The sequence below is a fragment of the Catellatospora coxensis genome (genome assembly GCF_016862635.1).
GTDB lineage: Bacteria > Actinomycetota > Actinomycetes > Mycobacteriales > Micromonosporaceae > Catellatospora > Catellatospora coxensis.
On the sequence record NZ_BONI01000004.1, the window covers coordinates 87016 to 102181 of the forward strand.

Genomic DNA, 15166 nt, shown 5'->3' on the forward strand with positions numbered 1-15166 from the left:
GCCGCATGATGTCCAAATGCGACTCAAGGCCCGGTCGACCTGGTGGTATGCCGCAGCGGCACTCGTGATCGTCGGAGTGTCCATCCTGATGTTCCGGCTCGTGATGTTCCTCGTCGGGCAGACGCTCGGCGATGCCGACAGCTGGATGAGCGTTGCGGGCGGCCTGACGGCCATGGTGGGCGTCGCCGTGGGGGCGATCGGCTGGCTGCTGCGCCGGGGTCGTGAGGCGCACGACGATGAGGCCGGCTCGGCCGGCCGGCTCGCCGGCTGGGAGGCGGCCCGCCAGACCTACGGGACGGCCATCCGCAGGCGCTACCAGAGCATCGACCTTGAGGTGCTCACGCCGCTGTCGGAGCAGGACGAACACCCGCCGCTGCGGATCGGGGAGATCTTCGTCGGCCAGCTCGTGAAGACCGACCCGCCGGCGGTGGAGCTGCCCCGCGAGCTGATGCTGCGCCTGGCCCAGGACGACCTGCAGGAACTCCGCGACCTGCCGCCCGACGTGGACCAGAACCTGCTGGCGGAGGTGCGCAAGGCGTACACCCAGCGCCCGCCCGTCCCGGTGCTGGAACTGCTCGCCGGTGAGGGCGTCCGGCTGGTCCTGCTGGGGGACCCAGGCGCGGGCAAGTCGACCCTCGCGAGGTATGTCGTCTACACGCTCAGTGGGCAGGTGCAGCCCACGGATCCGCTGGCCCCGCTCGTCGGGTGGCTGCCGCTGATCGTCGAGCTGCGGTCGTTCTCGCGAGTGCTGAACGCCGACCCGGTCGACGCGTTCGGCAGGTACTGGCAGCAGCGCCACGCCGAGGGGACGGGGCTGCCCCCGGACGAGCTGATGGACCACCTGCGCGACGACGGCCGGGCGGTGGTCTTCTTCGACGGGCTCGACGAGGTGTTCGAACCCGGGCTCCGCGACCTGGTGGAGCGGCACATCGTCGGCTTCGCCGACGCGCACCCGCGGGCCCGGGTCGTGGTCACTTCCCGGCCCGTCGGCTACCAGGGCGACGACCTCAGAGCGGCCGGGTTCGCCAAGGCCAAGCTCCAGGATCTCGACCAGCGGCAGATCCGCGACTTCGTGACCCGCTGGTATCAGGTGACCTGCCGAGACGAACCGACGCAGGGCGAGCAGTTGTCGGCCCGGCTGCTCAGGGCGATCGGCGACTCGAATGCGGTGGCAGAGATCGCCGGCAACCCGATGCTGCTGACGATCCTGGCCATCATCGGACGTCGCCGGGCCCTGCCCCGTGACCGCAGCAGCGTGTTCGAGCACGCGGTGACGGTGATGGTGGAGCACTGGGACCCGAGCAAGTTCCTGAACCGGGAGCTGCCGTCGGCGAACCTTCCCTACCTGGACGCCACCGACAAGCTGGAACTGCTCCGGCTGGTCGCCAGGCGGATGCAGGACAGCCCGGCGGGGCTGTCGGGCAACTTCATCAGCGGGCACGACCTGACCACGGAGTTCGCCGACTTCCTGCGCGAGCGCGACCCGGGCCATGTGCCCCTCGACAAAGCCAAGCAGGCGGCCGTGTCGATGATCCAGCAGTTCCGGGACCGGAACTTCATCCTGAGCCGCTTCGGCGGCAACGTGTACGGCTTCGTGCACCGCTCGTTTCTGGAGTACCTCGCCGCCGCCGACATCGTGGACCGGTTCCACCGCACCCGGGAGCTCACCGAGGACCAGCTCGTCGAGCGGGTATATGTCCGGCGGTGGAAAGATCCGGCCTGGCAGGAAGTACTGCTGCTGGTCACCGGGATGCTCGGCGAGGCCACGGCTGAACGGTGCATCCTGGCCCTGCTCGCCCAAGACCCGCACTGGGGCACCGATCTGGATGCCGAACCGAAGCACCTGGTGCTGGCGGTGCGGTGCGTGGCGGAGGTCCGCAAACCGGGGCGTCTCACCATGGCCGGTCCTGCGATTCTCAAGGGAGTCATACACGCGTTGGAGGTCGCCCGACTGGCTGAATCCCGGTGGGTGTTCGTCAGCGACCTGGCGTCTGTGCTTTACCGGGCCGTCGTGCCTGTTCTCGCGGGTTTCGGCTCGGCGCTACCCGGCCGGGACGGCTATCTGTCGTGGTACGAGCAGAACAGGGCCGACCTCGGCTCGGTCGCTGCGGTTGCGGCCGAACTCGCCAACGCCGTCCAGCCGGCGGGCTGTTCGACCGACAACCTTGTCGAACTCGCCACCGGGCACCTTCCCGCAGACGTCCGGCAAGCGGCGATAGCACAGCTGGCTTACCGCGCGAGAACGGATGACACGCGGACCCTGTTGTGCCAACTCGTGCTTGCCGAGGGCGAGCCGGTGGTGCGCCGTGCGGCGGTGTCGGCGCTCGGCACCACCTGGCGTGGCGACTCCGGCGTGTCTCGGATGCTCCGCGAGCTCGCCGCAAACGACCACGAGGTTGGCGTGCGTGAGGCGGCGGTCCATGCGATGGCGCGGTGCACGCCCGCAGATCCGGCCGGATCGGTGTTGCTGCGCGAACTCGCGCAATCCGCTGATCACTCCGAGCTGCGCAAAGCGGCGGTGTCGGCCCTGGGTATCGGCTGGCCTGCGGATGCCGCTGTGTCGCCGCTGCTGCAGGAGCTGGCATGGCACGATCCCGACGTGGGCGTCCGGCAGGCGGCCATCCACGCCCTCGGGCAGGGCCGACCGGTGGCCGCCGAAACCATCGCGACCCTGCATGATGCGGCGCTGAACGACCCGGAGCGGAAGGTGCGCCTAGCCGCGATGTCAGTGGTCTCGTGGACAAATCGGGAGGCAGCGGAGACGTTGGCACTGTTGCGGGACCGGGCCCTAGCCGACTCTGACCCCTTCATCCGGCAGATGGCGCTGCGTGAAGTGGCGCAACATTGGCGAGCGGTACCGGAAACCTTCGAGTTCGTGGCAGATCGTGGTTGTCACGACGTGGATGAACTGGTGCGGGCGGCGGTGGTTTCGTCGCTTCGGCAGCACTGGCATGGTCATGATGCCGCGCTGCGGCTGCTGTATCGGTGGGCAGCGGAGGACGGGAACACGTTGGTGCGCCGCGCGGCGGTCGAGGCGATCGCAGTGAGCTGGCGAGGCGATGCCAACACGTTGCCCTACATGCGGGAGATCCTGTCGAGTGACCCGGACCCATGGGTGCGCGCGGCGGCGCTGGAGGCAGTCGCAGCGGACCCGCAAGCCGGGCCGGACACCTTGGCGCTCCTGCATCAGATGGTGGCGGATACCAGTGCATTCAATATGTCTGCGCTCCGACGGGCCGCGGTCGACGCGATCGTGGCCCGGTGGAGAGACGACGAAGGCACGTTACCGTTACTGCACAGGTTGGCGTCCCAGGACGAGGATTGGTCGCTGCGCCAACTGGCCGCGTCGATCATCGTTGCCGGCTGGCCCGATGAGCCCGGGAGCCTGCCGCTGGCGCATCTCGCCCGCCAGAGCCCGTTTCAGATCGTGTCCGAGGCGACCAGGCAAAGCGCGCCCAAGCCGCGCACCAGGATCGAGGACTACTTCGCCTGAGTACCGGCCGGGGACGTGGACCATGGTGGGGCGCAATGGCAGGATCTCCGCCGACTGGCATGGCGGAGATCCTGCGTCACGAGCACGTCACACCAGCGCGGGCTCCCGGGCGGGCGTGCCTGCTTCCGTCGGCTCGGCGAGGGCCGCCGGCTGGTGGCCGCGTATCCGGCGGGGGAGCAGGAAGGCCAGGCCGAAGGCGAGCACCGTCAGGCCGATCGTGACCACGGTTACCCGCTGCGAGGCGTGCAGGAACCCGGCCGCCTGCCCGGTGACCCCGGCCGCGGTGAAGAACACCGTGCCCAGCGCGGCGATGCCCAGCGACGACCCGAGCTGCTGGATCGACTCCAGGATGCCCGAGGCGGAACCGACCTCGTGGTCGGCGATGTCGCCCATGATCACATCGAACAGCGGCACGAAGATCATGCCCATCCCCAGGCCGTACGCGAACAGCGGCAGCGCGAGGCTCCAGCCGCCGATGCCGGTGCCGTGCGCCGAGAACATCGCGTAGAGCAGGATCAGGCCGACGGTCATCAGGGCCAGGCCCAGGTGCAGGATGCGGCGGCCGAGTTTCGCCATCGCACCGGCGCTGAAGCCCGAACCGAGGAATGCGCCGATCGCCCACGCGGCCATGGTCACGCTTGCCCGCACCGGGCTGTACCCGAGGCCGAGCTGCAGGAACAGCCCGACGGCCAGCGAGAAGCCGACGATCGCGCCGAAGAACACCAGCACGAACAGCGTGCCCGAGGTGTACGAGCGCTTCGCGAACACGCTCAGCTCGACCAGCGGCGTACGCCCGGAGGCCTTGCGGCGGCGCTGGTAGGCGGTGAACACGCCGAGCACCACGGCCGAGGCGGCCAGCATGACCCAGGTCCACGCGGGCCAGCCGTGCTCGCGCCCCTGCACCAGCGGGAAGACCAGCAGGAACATGCCCGCGCCGGCGAGCAGCGCGCCGAGGGTGTCCAGCCGCCGGACGCGTGCCGGGCTGATCCCCGCCGGCAGCGTACGCAGGCCTGCGATCAGCGCGAACAGTCCGAGCGGCAGGTTGATCGCGAACACCATGCGCCAGCCCGTGCCGAACACGTCGGCGTCGACGAGCACCCCGGACACCACCGGCCCGAGGATCGTGGACAGGCCGATGGCCGGGCCGAACACCCCGAAGGCCTTGCCGATGTCGGCGGCGCCGAACAGGTCGCGGATCAGGCCGAAACCCTGCGGGATCATGACGGCGCCGAACAGGCCCTGCACGACCCGGGCGCCGATCAGCGACTCCGGGGACCAGGCGGCCGCGCACAGCGCCGAGGCGGCCACGAAGCCGACGACGCCGACCAGCAGGACCCGGCGGCGGCCGAACATGTCGCCGAGCCGCCCGCCGACCAGCAGGCCGACGGCCAGCGCGAGGGTGTATCCGGCGGCGATCCACTGCAGGTCGCCGTAGGTGCCGTGCAGGTCGGCCAGGATCGAGGGGGCGGCCACGTTGACCACGGTCGAGTCGAGCAGGTTCATGAGGGTCGCGGCGAGGATCGCCATGAGGCCGAGCCAGCGGCGGCCGTTACTGATGTTCTCCATGCCGATGACCCTGCCAGGCTATTAGGAACAGTTCGTTCCTAATAGCCTGGCATCATCGAGAACATGTTGGAGACATCCGCACGCCTGCTGAAACTGCTGTCGCTCCTGCAGACCCCGCGCGAGTGGAGCGGCACCGAACTCGCCGACCGCCTCGACGTCAGCACCCGGACCGTGCGCAACGACGTGGAGCGGCTGCGCAACCTCGGCTATCCGGTGCATGCGACCCGGGGTGCGGTCGGCGGCTATCGCCTCGGCGCGGGAGCGAACCTGCCGCCACTGCTGCTCGACGACGAGGAGGCCGTCGCCGTCGCGGTCGGACTGCGTACCGCGGCCGCGGGGTCGATCGCGGGCGTGGAGGACACGTCGCTGCGGGCGCTGGCCAAGGTGGAGCAGGTGCTGCCGGTGCGGCTGCGGCGGCGGGTGAACGCGCTGCAGACGTACACAGTGGCGGTTCCGGCGCGCCGTCGCGGGCCGGAGGTCGACCCGCAGGTGCTGACCACGCTCGCGGCGGCGTGCCGTGACCACGAGCGCGTCCGGTTCGACTACCGCGCCCACGACGGCACCGCGACGCTGCGCGACGTCGAGCCGTACCGGCTGGTCAACTGGGGTCGCAAGTGGTACCTCGTCGCCTACGACGCCCAGCGCGGCGACTGGCGCACGTTCCGCGTCGACCGGATCGAGCCGCGTACCCCCGGCGGTCCGCGGTTCGCGCCGCGGCCGCTGCCCGCCGAGGACCTCGCCGCGTACGTGTCGCGGGGCGTGTCCACCGCGACCTGGCACTACCGGGCCAGGATCGTCGTGCACGCGCCCGCGGAGGTGATCGCGCAGCGGCTGCCCGCCACGGCCGGCTCGGTCGAGGTGATCGACGAGCAGACCTGCGCGGTGACGACCGGCGCGGACACCGCCGAGTCGATGGCGATGTGGGTCGGCCTGCTCGACGCGGACTTCACGGTCCAGGACGCCCCTGAGCTGTCGGCGGCGCTGCGCCGGCTGGCCGAACGCTACCGCCGGGCAGCCGGCTGACGCACTAACACATAGTAAGTGACTAACCTGGGGTTTGCTCGCGACGGGCGTCGGCGGCCAGGCTGGGGGAGCGCCGTGATCACTGCGGCGTCACCCCTGGCGATTGAGACGTGCGATGACGAGACAACGAACGATGGACAATCCCCTGCTGGGCGAGCTGCGGGCGATCCACGACATGGTGCGGCGCGACCTGGCCATGGTGCGGCGGCTGGCCGACCAGGCCGCGGCCGGTGCGCCGGCCGCCGCGCTCCAGGAGGGCGTGCGCGGGCTGCAGAGCAACGGCGCGCTGTTCCAGCTCAAGGTCAACTGCCTGAGCTACTGCCAGTTCGTGCACCATCATCACCACCTCGAATCGGCGATGCTGTTCCCCGCGGTACGCAAGGCCGCGCCGCAGCTGCGCCAGACCGTCGACCGGCTGGAGTCCGACCACCGGAAGGTCTCCGACCTGCTCGACCAGGTTGAGGGAGCAGCTCGCGCGTTGGGCGGCGGCGACGCGGAGATCCGCGCGAAGCTGGTGGAAGCGCTGCGCACGCTCTCCGACCACCTGCTCGAACACCTGGCGTTCGAGGAGGACGCGCTGGAGCCCGTGCTCAAGACCTGGAAGAGGTGGCCTTTCCATGGCTGACGGACTGCGGTTCGGGCTCGCGGTCACCCCGTCCGCGGGCGACGTGGCCGGCATGACCGCCCTGGCGCAGGCCGCCGACGAGGCGGGGCTGGACCTGATCGCGGTACAGGACCACCCGTACCAGCCGGGGCACCTGGACACCATGGCGGCGCTGGCGCACCTCGGCGCGCGTACCAGCCGGGTGCGCCTGCTCACCGATGTCGCCGACATGGCGCTGCGGCCGGTGCCGATGCTGGCCAAGGCCGCGGCGTCGCTGGACGTGCTGACCGGCGGCCGGTTCGAGCTGGGCGTCGGCTCGGGCGGTTTCCCGGACGCGGTCGCGGCGATGGGCGGCAACGCGGTACGCGGCCGCGCGGCCGTCGAGTTCACCGCCGAGGCCCTGCGGCTGCTGCGGGCGGCGCTCGACGCCGACGGGCCGATCGCGATGGACGGCCGCCACCACAGCGTCGGCGGGTACGAGCCCGGACCCGCCACACCGCACCGGGTGCCGGTCTGGGTGGGCGCGCAGGGCCCGCGCATGCTCGGCCTCATCGGCGAGCTGGCCGACGGCTGGATCAGCCCGCTGAACGTGTACGTGCCGCCCGGCGAGGTCCCCGCCAAGCAGAAGCTGATCGACCAGGCGGCGGCGCGGGCCGGCCGGGACCCGGCGCAGGTGCGCCGCCTCTACAACGTGCTCGGCATGATCGGCGGCTCGCGGCGCGGGAAGGGCCTGTTCGGCGACGCCGAGACGTGGGCGCAGACCCTCGCCGGCTGGGCCGACGGGCTGCGCTTCGACACCTTCGTCTTCTGGCCGGTGACGTCGGAGCTGGACCAGCTCCGGCGGTTCGCGCAGGAGGTCGTGCCCCGGGTGCGCGAACTCACCGCCTGACCGGGGCGTCGGCGGCACGGCCCCGCCTGGCCGTGCCGCCGACGGGCTCACGAGGCGGGGATGACCGCACCGTCGTACGTGGACTCGATGAACTTCTTGATCTCCGGCGAGGCCAGCACCTGCGCCAGCCGCTGGATGCGCGGGTCGTTCTCGTGGCCCTGCTTGACCACCAGCAGGTTCGCGTACGGATTGTCCTTCGCGGCCTCCAGCGCCAGCGCGTCGCCGGCCGGCTTGAGCCCGGCCTGCAGGGCGAAGTTGCCGTTGATGACCGCGAGGTCGACGTCGTCGAGCGAGCGCGGCAGCTGCGCGGCCTCCAGCGCGGTGATCTGCAGCTGCTTCGGGTTGGCGGCGATGTCGCGCTCGGTGGCCTTGACGCCCGCGCCGTCCTTCAGCGTGATCAGGCCCTGCCCGGCCAGCAGCGCGAGCGCCCGCCCGCCGTTGGTGGCGTCGGCGGGGATCGCCACGTCGGCGCCCAGCGGCAGGTCCGCGAGGGACTTCACCTTCTTCGAGTACGCCCCGAGCGGCTCGATGTGCACCGGCGCGACGGCGACCAGGTGAACGGGGTTGCTGGCGGCGAAGTCGTCCAGGTAGGCCTGGTGCTGGAAGTAGTTGGCGTCCAGCTCGCCGCTCTCGGTGGCGAGGTTCGGTTGTACGTAGTCGTCGAACTCCTTGACCTGTAGTTTCAGGTCGGGGACGAGTCTGGCGGCTTCGGCCAGGATCTGGGCGTGCGGGGCGGAGCTGGCGCCGACGACGAGGGTGTCGGCGGGTTTGTCGGCGGCCGGGGTGCCGCAGGCGGCGAGGGCGAGCCCGGCGAGCAGGGCGAGCGGTGCGGCGACGAGGGCACGACGGTTCATGATCGTTCTCCTGTGGGTGTGGTGGGGCGGCCCGTGGTGGACCCCGGCGGGCGTGGTTGGTGGTTTTCCAGCGACGGTGGCCTATCTCGTCGAAAAAACGCGCCTCGGATTCGATGGGATAGGCCAACGTCGACGTAAGGCGGGGCGTGGTGGTCAGCGGCGGTCGAGGCGGCGGGCCAGGCGGTCGCCGGTGAGCTGGACCAGCTGGACCAGGGCGACGAGCACGGCGACGGTGGCGAGCATGACGTCGGTCTCGAAGCGCTGGTAGCCGTAGCGGATGGCGAGGTAGCCGAGCCCGCCGCCGCCGATCACACCGGCCATCGCCGAGTAGCCGACGAGCGCGACCGCGGTCACGGTCAGGCCGCGGACCAGGGCGGGCAGCGCCTCCGGCAGCAGTACGCGGGCGACGATCTGCGTCCGGGTCGCGCCGAACGCGTGCCCGGCCTCGGTCAGGCCCGGGTCGACGTCGCGCAGCGCGCCCTCGACGAGCCGGGCGAAGAACGGGATCGCGCCGACGGTCAGCGGCACCACCGCGGCGGCCGTGCCGATCGAGGTGCCCAGCAGGGCCCGGGTGAGCGGGATGACCGCGATCATCAAGATGATGAACGGCACCGACCGCCCCACGTTCACGATCGCGCCGAGCACCGGCCGGACCGGCGCCGGACCGTAGCCGAGGAGCACGCCCAGCGGCAGCCCGGCGAGCACGGTGAACAGTGTGGCCAGGCCGACCATGTGCAGGGTCTCGCCGGTGGCCGGCAGCAACAGGTCGATCATCAGCGCACCGCCTGGGCCAGCGCAGACAGGGCCGACTCCGGCTGCCCGAGCAGCCCCGCGACCGGTCCGGACTCGACCAGCCGGCCCGCTTCGAGCACCCCGGCCCGGTCGCAGATCCGCTGGACGACACCCAGGTCGTGGGTGATCAGCAGGATGGTCAGGCCGAGCCGCCGGTTGAGGTCGCGGAGCAGCTGCAGGATCTCGACCGTGGTGTACGGGTCGAGCGCGCTGGTCGCCTCGTCGCACAGCAGCACCGCCGGGTCCGTGGCCAGCGCCCGCGCGATGGCGACCCGCTGGCGCTGCCCGCCCGACAGCCGGCCCGGGTGCTCGCCCGCCCGGTCGGCGAGGCCCACCAGGTCGAGCAGCTCGCGGACCCGGCCGGCCCGTGCGGCGCGGGGCGCCCCGGCCAGTTCCAGCGGCAGCGCCACGTTGCCGGCGACGGTGCGCGCGGACAGCAGGTGGAACTGCTGGAAGATCATGCCGATGCGGCGGCGCGCGGAGCGCAGCTCGCGCGGGGCGAGCGCGGTCAGGTCCTGCCCCGCCACGCGCACGGTCCCGCTGTCGGGTCGTTCGAGCAGGTTGACGGCGCGCAGCAGGGTGCTCTTGCCCGCTCCGCTGCGGCCGACGACGCCGTAGACCTCGCCGGGGGCGACGTGCAGGTCCACGCCGTCGAGGGCGGTGACGCCGCCGGGATAGATTTTTCGCAAACGGTGCAATTCGATCATCGCTGGGTACGGCTCTTCCCGGGAACTGACTACTCAGGGTGAGATACGGCCATGACGGGACGGCCGGAAGGAACCGCGGGCCGACGCCGGACAGGCGCGGACGCGGCAGGCGAGTGGAGACTCACGGGGCAGGTGCGGTCGCGACGGCAACGGTCGCAGAAGTGCTCGCTTCGGGGCGCGAGCGGACGATGGCCCTCGTCAGCGACACATTCGACACGTACGACGCGGGGCGCCGGCGGCCATCAGGGCCGGGCGCGCGAAGAACCGCGAAGACGTGGACATGCCCCAGAGCCTAGGGCGGTGGCCGCGTCGAACGCTACCCAGCGTGACGCAGGCAACCGCCTGCCCGCCATGGCTCGGTTCGAGCATCGCGTCAGGCGGCCTCGCCGACGAGCGCGGCGAGCGGCCGGGGCAGGGCGTCCCGGCTCATCGCCGCCTCGGTGAGCAGGCGCGCGTACCGCAGGTTGCGGCGCGAGCCGGCGCGCAGGAACCGCCACATCTGCCGCTCGGCGTCCTGGCCCCGCCAAGCCGGCTGGCTTTGCAACGAGCGGAACGACCCCAGATCGCCCTGTGACTCGAACAGCGCTTCGACCTGCGCGGCCCCCACGGCACGGATCAGTTCCTCCTCGAGGTCGTCGACACACACCTCGAACCCGAGACCCGCCATGTCGGCGCGGGTACGCGGCGATCCGAGTCCCGCGGCGACCAGCGCGCGCCGGAAGATCTCCTCCTCGCGTACGTCACACAGGCCCGACAGCCGTACCTTGGCGGCCAGCGGGCCCAGTTCGGTCAGGAACCGGCCGATCGCGTGCGCCCCGCCGATCGGCACGATCACGACGCGCTCCGCTTCGAGATCACGGCCGAGACCGGCAGCGGCCGTCTCCAGCGCGATCTGGTCGCTGAGCCCTTCCACCAGGACAAGGGCCGCAGCGCCGTCGATTTTCGCCTGGGCGCCGGCCAGGGCCCGCGTGGTGGCGTCAGGGCCGCTGTCGTATCCGTCGAGCGCCCTGCGGGCCAGCTCACGGCGTTGGGCGAGATCCATGGTGGGCTCCGTCGGGATGGTGATGGTCGGGCCACTCACACGGGCCGTCGAACACTCGGCTGCGAAATCGGCTCGCGGTTCGAGGCCATCGTCGTGCAGGCGCACCGAGGCGACAACCCAATAACAAGGAACTCCCGTGGGCCCGCGGCGCGACACGTTCTCGCATCGCACGACCTTCCGCGCGCTGTCATCACCATCTTCACTGCAGATGCCGTACCCGAGCAGTTGGTGATCCCGTCCGGAGCGCGCCTTGTGCGTTTCGGCCGCTCCAGGGAGGGCGACTTGGTCTGCCTCGCCCTCGATGATCTGTCGATCTGCGAGGTCGACGCAGAGGCGCACGAGATGCGATCCACGATCAACACGAGCCTGTCGGCCTTCATCGCCTTTCTCGGCGTGTGCGAGAACGGATATCCGTTCGCGCTGCACGGAGGGGACTACGACGACGACGATGTTTACGACGACCCCGAGAGCCTCGCCGCCGATACCGTGCACAAGGCGTTCGAGGAACTGGACCCGACGGTGCTCGACTCGGGTCGCTTCTGGGACTGGTTCCTCAGCGACGTCCGCAGCGGTGACCACTGCGACTGATCGCCGTACGGTGAAATTCTCCTCGGGGCACCGATGAGTTTGCGCCGCTCGACTCGTCAGGGCAGATGTAGACCCATCAGTGAGACACGAGGAGAGCACCATGACCACCACCGAACGGGCCGGCGACGCGACGGGCACCGGCCGGTACGCCGAGGTGAACGGCATCAACCTCTACTACGAGACGCACGGCTCCGGGCGGCCGATGATCCTGCTGCACGGCGGGCTCGGCTCGGGGGAGATGTTCGGGCCGATCCTGCCCGCGCTCGCCGACCACCACCAGGTGATCGCCGTCGACCTGCAGGGTCACGGCCGCACCGCGGACATCGACCGCCCCCTCGACGTGCCGCTGATGGCCGACGACATCGCCGCGCTCATCGACCACCTCGGGCTCGACCGCCCGGACCTCGTCGGCTTCTCCCTCGGCGGCGGGGTCGCCCTGCTGACCGCGATCCGGCACCCGGACAAGGTCGGCCGCGTGGTCTCCGCCTCGGCGAACATCCGCCGCAGCGCGATCTACCCCGACATGCTCGGACAGCAGGGCCAGGTGAACGCGGCCGCCGCCGAGTTCATGAAGGACACCCCGATGTACGAGCTGTACCAGCGCGTCGCACCGCGCCCGCAGGACTTCCCGCGGCTGCTCGACAAGATCGGGGAGGCGATGCAGCACGACTTCGACTACACCGAGGAGGTACGCGGCCTGCAGGTGCCGACGCTGATCGTCGCCGCCGACGCCGACATGGCCCCGCCGAGCCACTTCGTCGAGATCTTCAGCCTGCTCGACGGCGGGCAGCGCGACGGCGGCTGGATGGGCGACGGCCGGCCCAAGGGCGGCCACGCACTGGCGATCCTGCCCGGCCTGACCCACTACAACATCGTCGACTCGCCGCTGTTCGCGGCGACCACCCTCGCGTTCCTCGACCAGCAGGGCTGACCGGGGACCGCTTCGCCGGCCGCCGGGCCCGCGGCGCACGAGCCGCCGCGGGCCCGCGGACCGGTCAGTCGCCGGTGCCCGGCGTCCGGAACCGCACCTCGATGGTCACCTTCGCCTGGGGGATCCGCCGCTGCCATTCGTCGCGGATCTCTTCCGCTTCCTCGGAGGACGTGCTGCGGGCCCGGCTGCGGTAGCTGCCACCCTTGCCGCGCAGTTTCAGTAGCAGCACGGCGTCGCTGGTACGGACGTAGGTGGGGTAGTCCGGGTCGGCGGGCCAGTACGTGCAGATCAGCTCGACCCGGACGACATCGTCGGGAGCGACCTGCACCATCCGGCGGGTGACCATGCGGATGTCGAGCGTCGGAGCGGCTCCCTCGGACAGCCGGACCTCGACGAACCTCGTGCGGTCCCAGAGCAGGTAGACGGCACCGATGACAAGGACCAGCGCGGCGCCGCCGGCGATGAGTAAGCCGAACAGGCGCTCGCGGCCGCACGTCGCCACCAGCACGCCCAGGGCTCCGATCGCCGCGGTGATCCCGGCCCGCCGGGCCCAGAGAAGCCAGTTCCGACCCTGGTCGGTGGCTTGCCACAGCAGCCCATCGGTGATCGTCATGCATCAATGATGGCGAACGCGAGCAGCGTATGCCAGACGCGAGTCCATCAGTGTGACGATCACGGCAGGCAGAGCGGGATTCCATTGCGGATGCTCCGTGAGATCATTCCGGCGCAAGCCTGCGTGTACGCCGACCTGGCTGCGACTTCGTCGGTCCATGCCCTGTGCCGCAACCCGCGCTGAACATGGCGGGAGCTGGGTCAGGTCTGATGCCCGCGGCTGAGCGCCCGCTCAGCGTAGTCGAGCTGAACCCACGCGTGCGACAGATAGCCGTCCTCGTCTCCCATCCCGCGCAGCAGCGCGAGTGCATTCTCATCGCCGCGTATGGCAAGGCAGGTGGCCGCGTTGACGCGCATCTGCCGTTCGTCGTCACGCATCCGGACGTTGAGTACCTCGCGCAGGGCGGGCGTGTCGATCCCGGGGCGGAGGAAGTTCGACGTCGCCGCCGCGCGGACCTCCGGATCCGGATCGCAGGCGAGAACCAGGAGCGTGTCCAGGATCGGCTGCGGCGGGTCGTCGGCGGGACCACCGACACCGTTGAGCAGCTCGCACGCCACCCGGCCACGCACCTCGGGCCGGTGATCCGTGACGAACGGCAGGAACTCGTGCATGATCGCACCGATCTCGCTGAAGCCCGCATAAGCGCCGAGCACGCTGCACAGCGCCTCGGTGTCGGACTCCGCCGCCATCCGCGACCGGAGCGCCTCCAGCACCACCGCGGCATATGGTTCGTCGGCGATCTCTCCAGCGAAGGTCGAGTAGTGCAACAGCTCGGCGACGAACCGGCGCGCCGCCACCCCCTGATCGTCCAGGTGGCCGACTGCCCACCGCGCGGTCTTCTCGGCCGGAAGGCGCATCAGCGCCTGCCGGGACGCCGACCAATCGCACGACTCCGGGTCTGCTGACCACAGAGCACGACTCAGTAGGTCTTCCCGTGACACGGCACGGCCCAACGCCTGCTCGAGAACGGTGACGACGGCCCGGTGCCCCACGAGCACCTCCGCCCGCCGACCGTCGGCGGCGACCAGCCGGATCCGCAACGCCCGCGGCGAATACTCGCCGGTGCAGACGTGGTCACGGAGCACCGATACGGCACCGTCGTCCGCCGTCACGAACCTGCGGCGCAGTTCGGCTTCCGGGTCGACGTCGAGCCAGGTACGCGCCGCGTCCAGCGCCCGCGACAGCGTCTGCTCCGGTGCCGGGTAACGCGACAGCAGGTGTTCCAGCAGTTCGCTGGCTCCGTGCTCGGCCGCCCACAGCACCGGGTCGGTGCCGGCCCAGGGCCCGGACGGCACGATCTCGCCACCCTCGTAGAGCAGCTGCGCGAACCCCGGGCCGCCTGAGCGAACGACCTCACCGGCCACTACCCGACCGGCGTCCTGCCACAGATCGTGCTGCGGCATGGCGGACAGCCGGCTGCGGACGGTCGCGAGGTCACCGGCTCGGATCGCATCGATCAGCACCTGGTCCATCCGGTAATCCTGCACCGCGGCGGCGAATACCGCCGTCCCAAGTCGCAGCGCCACGTCGCCGACCAGACATCCGGCGGCTCGTGCTCTTGTTACCTTCCGGCACCCGCTCCCGTCATATGCGCGACGGCCGAGAACACCCCGGCCGCAGCAACGGGACAGGAGACCAGGATGCTGACGAACATCATGTACGTGACGGTGCACGTCACCGATCAGGACCGCGCTCTGAAGTTCTACACCGAGGGGCTCGGCCTGCAGAAGCGCGTCGACTTTCCGGGTCCGGAGGGACGTTTCCTGACCGTGGGTGTCGGCGACAGCCCCGTGGAGATCATCCTCTGGTCGCCCGGGGAGGCAGGCGGGCAGCAGGTCGGCGAGCGGCCGGACGGCGGCCTGGGGTCGCTCTTCCTCGAGTCGGACGATCTCAGGAAGGACGTCGCGGTGTTTCGCGAGCGGGGCGTGACGTTCGACCGGCCCGAACCGGAGGACTACCCGTTCGGCGTACGCATCGAGGCGGTCGACCCGGACGGCAACCAGATCGCGCTGCGCCAGCGCCGCCGGGACGGTGCCGACGGCTGACCGCCGTCAGCCGTGCGAC

At 70.8% G+C, this 15166-nt stretch carries 14 protein-coding genes; 7 read left to right on the forward strand and 7 right to left on the reverse strand.

Annotated elements, in window-relative coordinates; all coding sequences use genetic code 11:
- The first annotated feature begins 16 nt into the window (after positions 1-16).
- Positions 17-3493, forward strand: a complete 3477-nt coding sequence (locus Cco03nite_RS03030) for a HEAT repeat domain-containing protein (RefSeq protein WP_203688365.1) — start codon at positions 17-19, stop codon at positions 3491-3493.
- A gap of 87 nt (positions 3494-3580) precedes the next feature.
- Here the strand turns inward: Cco03nite_RS03030 and Cco03nite_RS03035 are convergent, their stop codons facing one another.
- On the reverse strand, positions 3581-5059 hold the full coding sequence (locus Cco03nite_RS03035; RefSeq protein ID WP_203688366.1) for an MFS transporter: 1479 nt from the start codon (positions 5057-5059) through the stop codon (positions 3581-3583).
- 63 nt (positions 5060-5122) lie between these two features.
- On the opposite strand from Cco03nite_RS03035, the gene Cco03nite_RS03040 reads away from it, so the two are divergent.
- The 3 genes from Cco03nite_RS03040 to Cco03nite_RS03050 all read left to right on the forward strand — a co-directional run bounded on the left by Cco03nite_RS03040 (position 5123) and on the right by Cco03nite_RS03050 (position 7575).
- A complete protein-coding gene (locus Cco03nite_RS03040) occupies positions 5123-6082 on the forward strand; it encodes a helix-turn-helix transcriptional regulator (protein ID WP_203688367.1) in 960 nt (319 codons plus the stop codon).
- A 115-nt stretch (positions 6083-6197) separates the two neighbouring features.
- Complete coding sequence (locus Cco03nite_RS03045) at positions 6198-6707, forward strand: hemerythrin domain-containing protein (RefSeq protein ID WP_203688368.1); 510 nt, start codon at positions 6198-6200, stop codon at positions 6705-6707.
- Positions 6700-7575: an LLM class flavin-dependent oxidoreductase gene (locus tag Cco03nite_RS03050; RefSeq protein ID WP_203688369.1), complete on the forward strand. Its 876-nt coding sequence runs from the start codon at positions 6700-6702 to the stop codon at positions 7573-7575. Before Cco03nite_RS03045 ends, Cco03nite_RS03050 begins: the two co-directional genes overlap by 8 nt.
- A gap of 47 nt (positions 7576-7622) precedes the next feature.
- On the opposite strand, the gene Cco03nite_RS03055 is transcribed toward Cco03nite_RS03050, so the two are convergent.
- The 4 genes from Cco03nite_RS03055 to Cco03nite_RS03070 all read right to left on the reverse strand — a co-directional run bounded on the left by Cco03nite_RS03055 (position 7623) and on the right by Cco03nite_RS03070 (position 11075).
- Complete coding sequence (locus Cco03nite_RS03055) at positions 7623-8429, reverse strand: MetQ/NlpA family ABC transporter substrate-binding protein (protein ID WP_203688370.1); 807 nt, start codon at positions 8427-8429, stop codon at positions 7623-7625.
- 153 nt (positions 8430-8582) lie between these two features.
- Entirely contained in the window at positions 8583-9203 is a 621-nt protein-coding gene (locus tag Cco03nite_RS03060) for a methionine ABC transporter permease (RefSeq protein ID WP_203688371.1), read from the reverse strand.
- Positions 9203-9910 carry a methionine ABC transporter ATP-binding protein gene (locus tag Cco03nite_RS03065; protein ID WP_275412002.1) on the reverse strand — a complete coding sequence of 236 codons (708 nt, stop codon included), beginning with the start codon at positions 9908-9910 and terminating at the stop codon, positions 9203-9205. The genes Cco03nite_RS03060 and Cco03nite_RS03065 overlap by 1 nt, the downstream gene beginning before the upstream one ends.
- A gap of 391 nt (positions 9911-10301) precedes the next feature.
- Positions 10302-11075: a TOPRIM nucleotidyl transferase/hydrolase domain-containing protein gene (locus tag Cco03nite_RS03070; RefSeq protein ID WP_203688373.1), complete on the reverse strand. Its 774-nt coding sequence runs from the start codon at positions 11073-11075 to the stop codon at positions 10302-10304.
- On the opposite strand from Cco03nite_RS03070, the gene Cco03nite_RS03075 reads away from it, so the two are divergent.
- Both Cco03nite_RS03075 and Cco03nite_RS03080 read left to right on the forward strand, forming a co-directional pair.
- A complete protein-coding gene (locus Cco03nite_RS03075; RefSeq protein ID WP_203688374.1) occupies positions 11064-11558 on the forward strand; it encodes an SUKH-4 family immunity protein in 495 nt (164 codons plus the stop codon). The genes Cco03nite_RS03070 and Cco03nite_RS03075 overlap by 12 nt on opposite strands.
- Before the next feature lie 100 nt (positions 11559-11658).
- A complete protein-coding gene (locus Cco03nite_RS03080; protein ID WP_203688375.1) occupies positions 11659-12489 on the forward strand; it encodes an alpha/beta fold hydrolase in 831 nt (276 codons plus the stop codon).
- A gap of 64 nt (positions 12490-12553) precedes the next feature.
- Here the strand turns inward: Cco03nite_RS03080 and Cco03nite_RS03085 are convergent, their stop codons facing one another.
- Both Cco03nite_RS03085 and Cco03nite_RS03090 read right to left on the reverse strand, forming a co-directional pair.
- Positions 12554-13102 carry a hypothetical protein gene (locus Cco03nite_RS03085; RefSeq protein ID WP_203688376.1) on the reverse strand — a complete coding sequence of 183 codons (549 nt, stop codon included), beginning with the start codon at positions 13100-13102 and terminating at the stop codon, positions 12554-12556.
- Positions 13103-13302: 200 nt separating this feature from the next.
- A complete protein-coding gene (locus tag Cco03nite_RS03090) occupies positions 13303-14574 on the reverse strand; it encodes a HEAT repeat domain-containing protein (protein ID WP_203688377.1) in 1272 nt (423 codons plus the stop codon).
- A 168-nt stretch (positions 14575-14742) separates the two neighbouring features.
- Here Cco03nite_RS03090 and Cco03nite_RS03095 point away from each other — a divergent pair, with 168 nt between their 5' ends.
- Complete coding sequence (locus Cco03nite_RS03095) at positions 14743-15147, forward strand: VOC family protein (protein ID WP_203688378.1); 405 nt, start codon at positions 14743-14745, stop codon at positions 15145-15147.
- Positions 15148-15166: the final 19 nt, after the last annotated feature.

Coding starts and splice junctions, on each gene's coding strand:
- Cco03nite_RS03030 (WP_203688365.1), top strand. CDS start 17: ATGCGACTCAAGGCCCGGTCGACCTGGTGGTATGCCGCAGCGGCACTC.
- Cco03nite_RS03035 (WP_203688366.1), bottom strand. CDS start 5,059: ATGGAGAACATCAGTAACGGCCGCCGCTGGCTCGGCCTCATGGCGATC.
- Cco03nite_RS03040 (WP_203688367.1), top strand. CDS start 5,123: ATGTTGGAGACATCCGCACGCCTGCTGAAACTGCTGTCGCTCCTGCAG.
- Cco03nite_RS03045 (WP_203688368.1), top strand. CDS start 6,198: ATGACGAGACAACGAACGATGGACAATCCCCTGCTGGGCGAGCTGCGG.
- Cco03nite_RS03050 (WP_203688369.1), top strand. CDS start 6,700: ATGGCTGACGGACTGCGGTTCGGGCTCGCGGTCACCCCGTCCGCGGGC.
- Cco03nite_RS03055 (WP_203688370.1), bottom strand. CDS start 8,429: ATGAACCGTCGTGCCCTCGTCGCCGCACCGCTCGCCCTGCTCGCCGGG.
- Cco03nite_RS03060 (WP_203688371.1), bottom strand. CDS start 9,203: ATGATCGACCTGTTGCTGCCGGCCACCGGCGAGACCCTGCACATGGTC.
- Cco03nite_RS03080 (WP_203688375.1), top strand. CDS start 11,659: ATGACCACCACCGAACGGGCCGGCGACGCGACGGGCACCGGCCGGTAC.
- Cco03nite_RS03085 (WP_203688376.1), bottom strand. CDS start 13,102: ATGACGATCACCGATGGGCTGCTGTGGCAAGCCACCGACCAGGGTCGG.
- Cco03nite_RS03090 (WP_203688377.1), bottom strand. CDS start 14,574: ATGGACCAGGTGCTGATCGATGCGATCCGAGCCGGTGACCTCGCGACC.
- Cco03nite_RS03095 (WP_203688378.1), top strand. CDS start 14,743: ATGCTGACGAACATCATGTACGTGACGGTGCACGTCACCGATCAGGAC.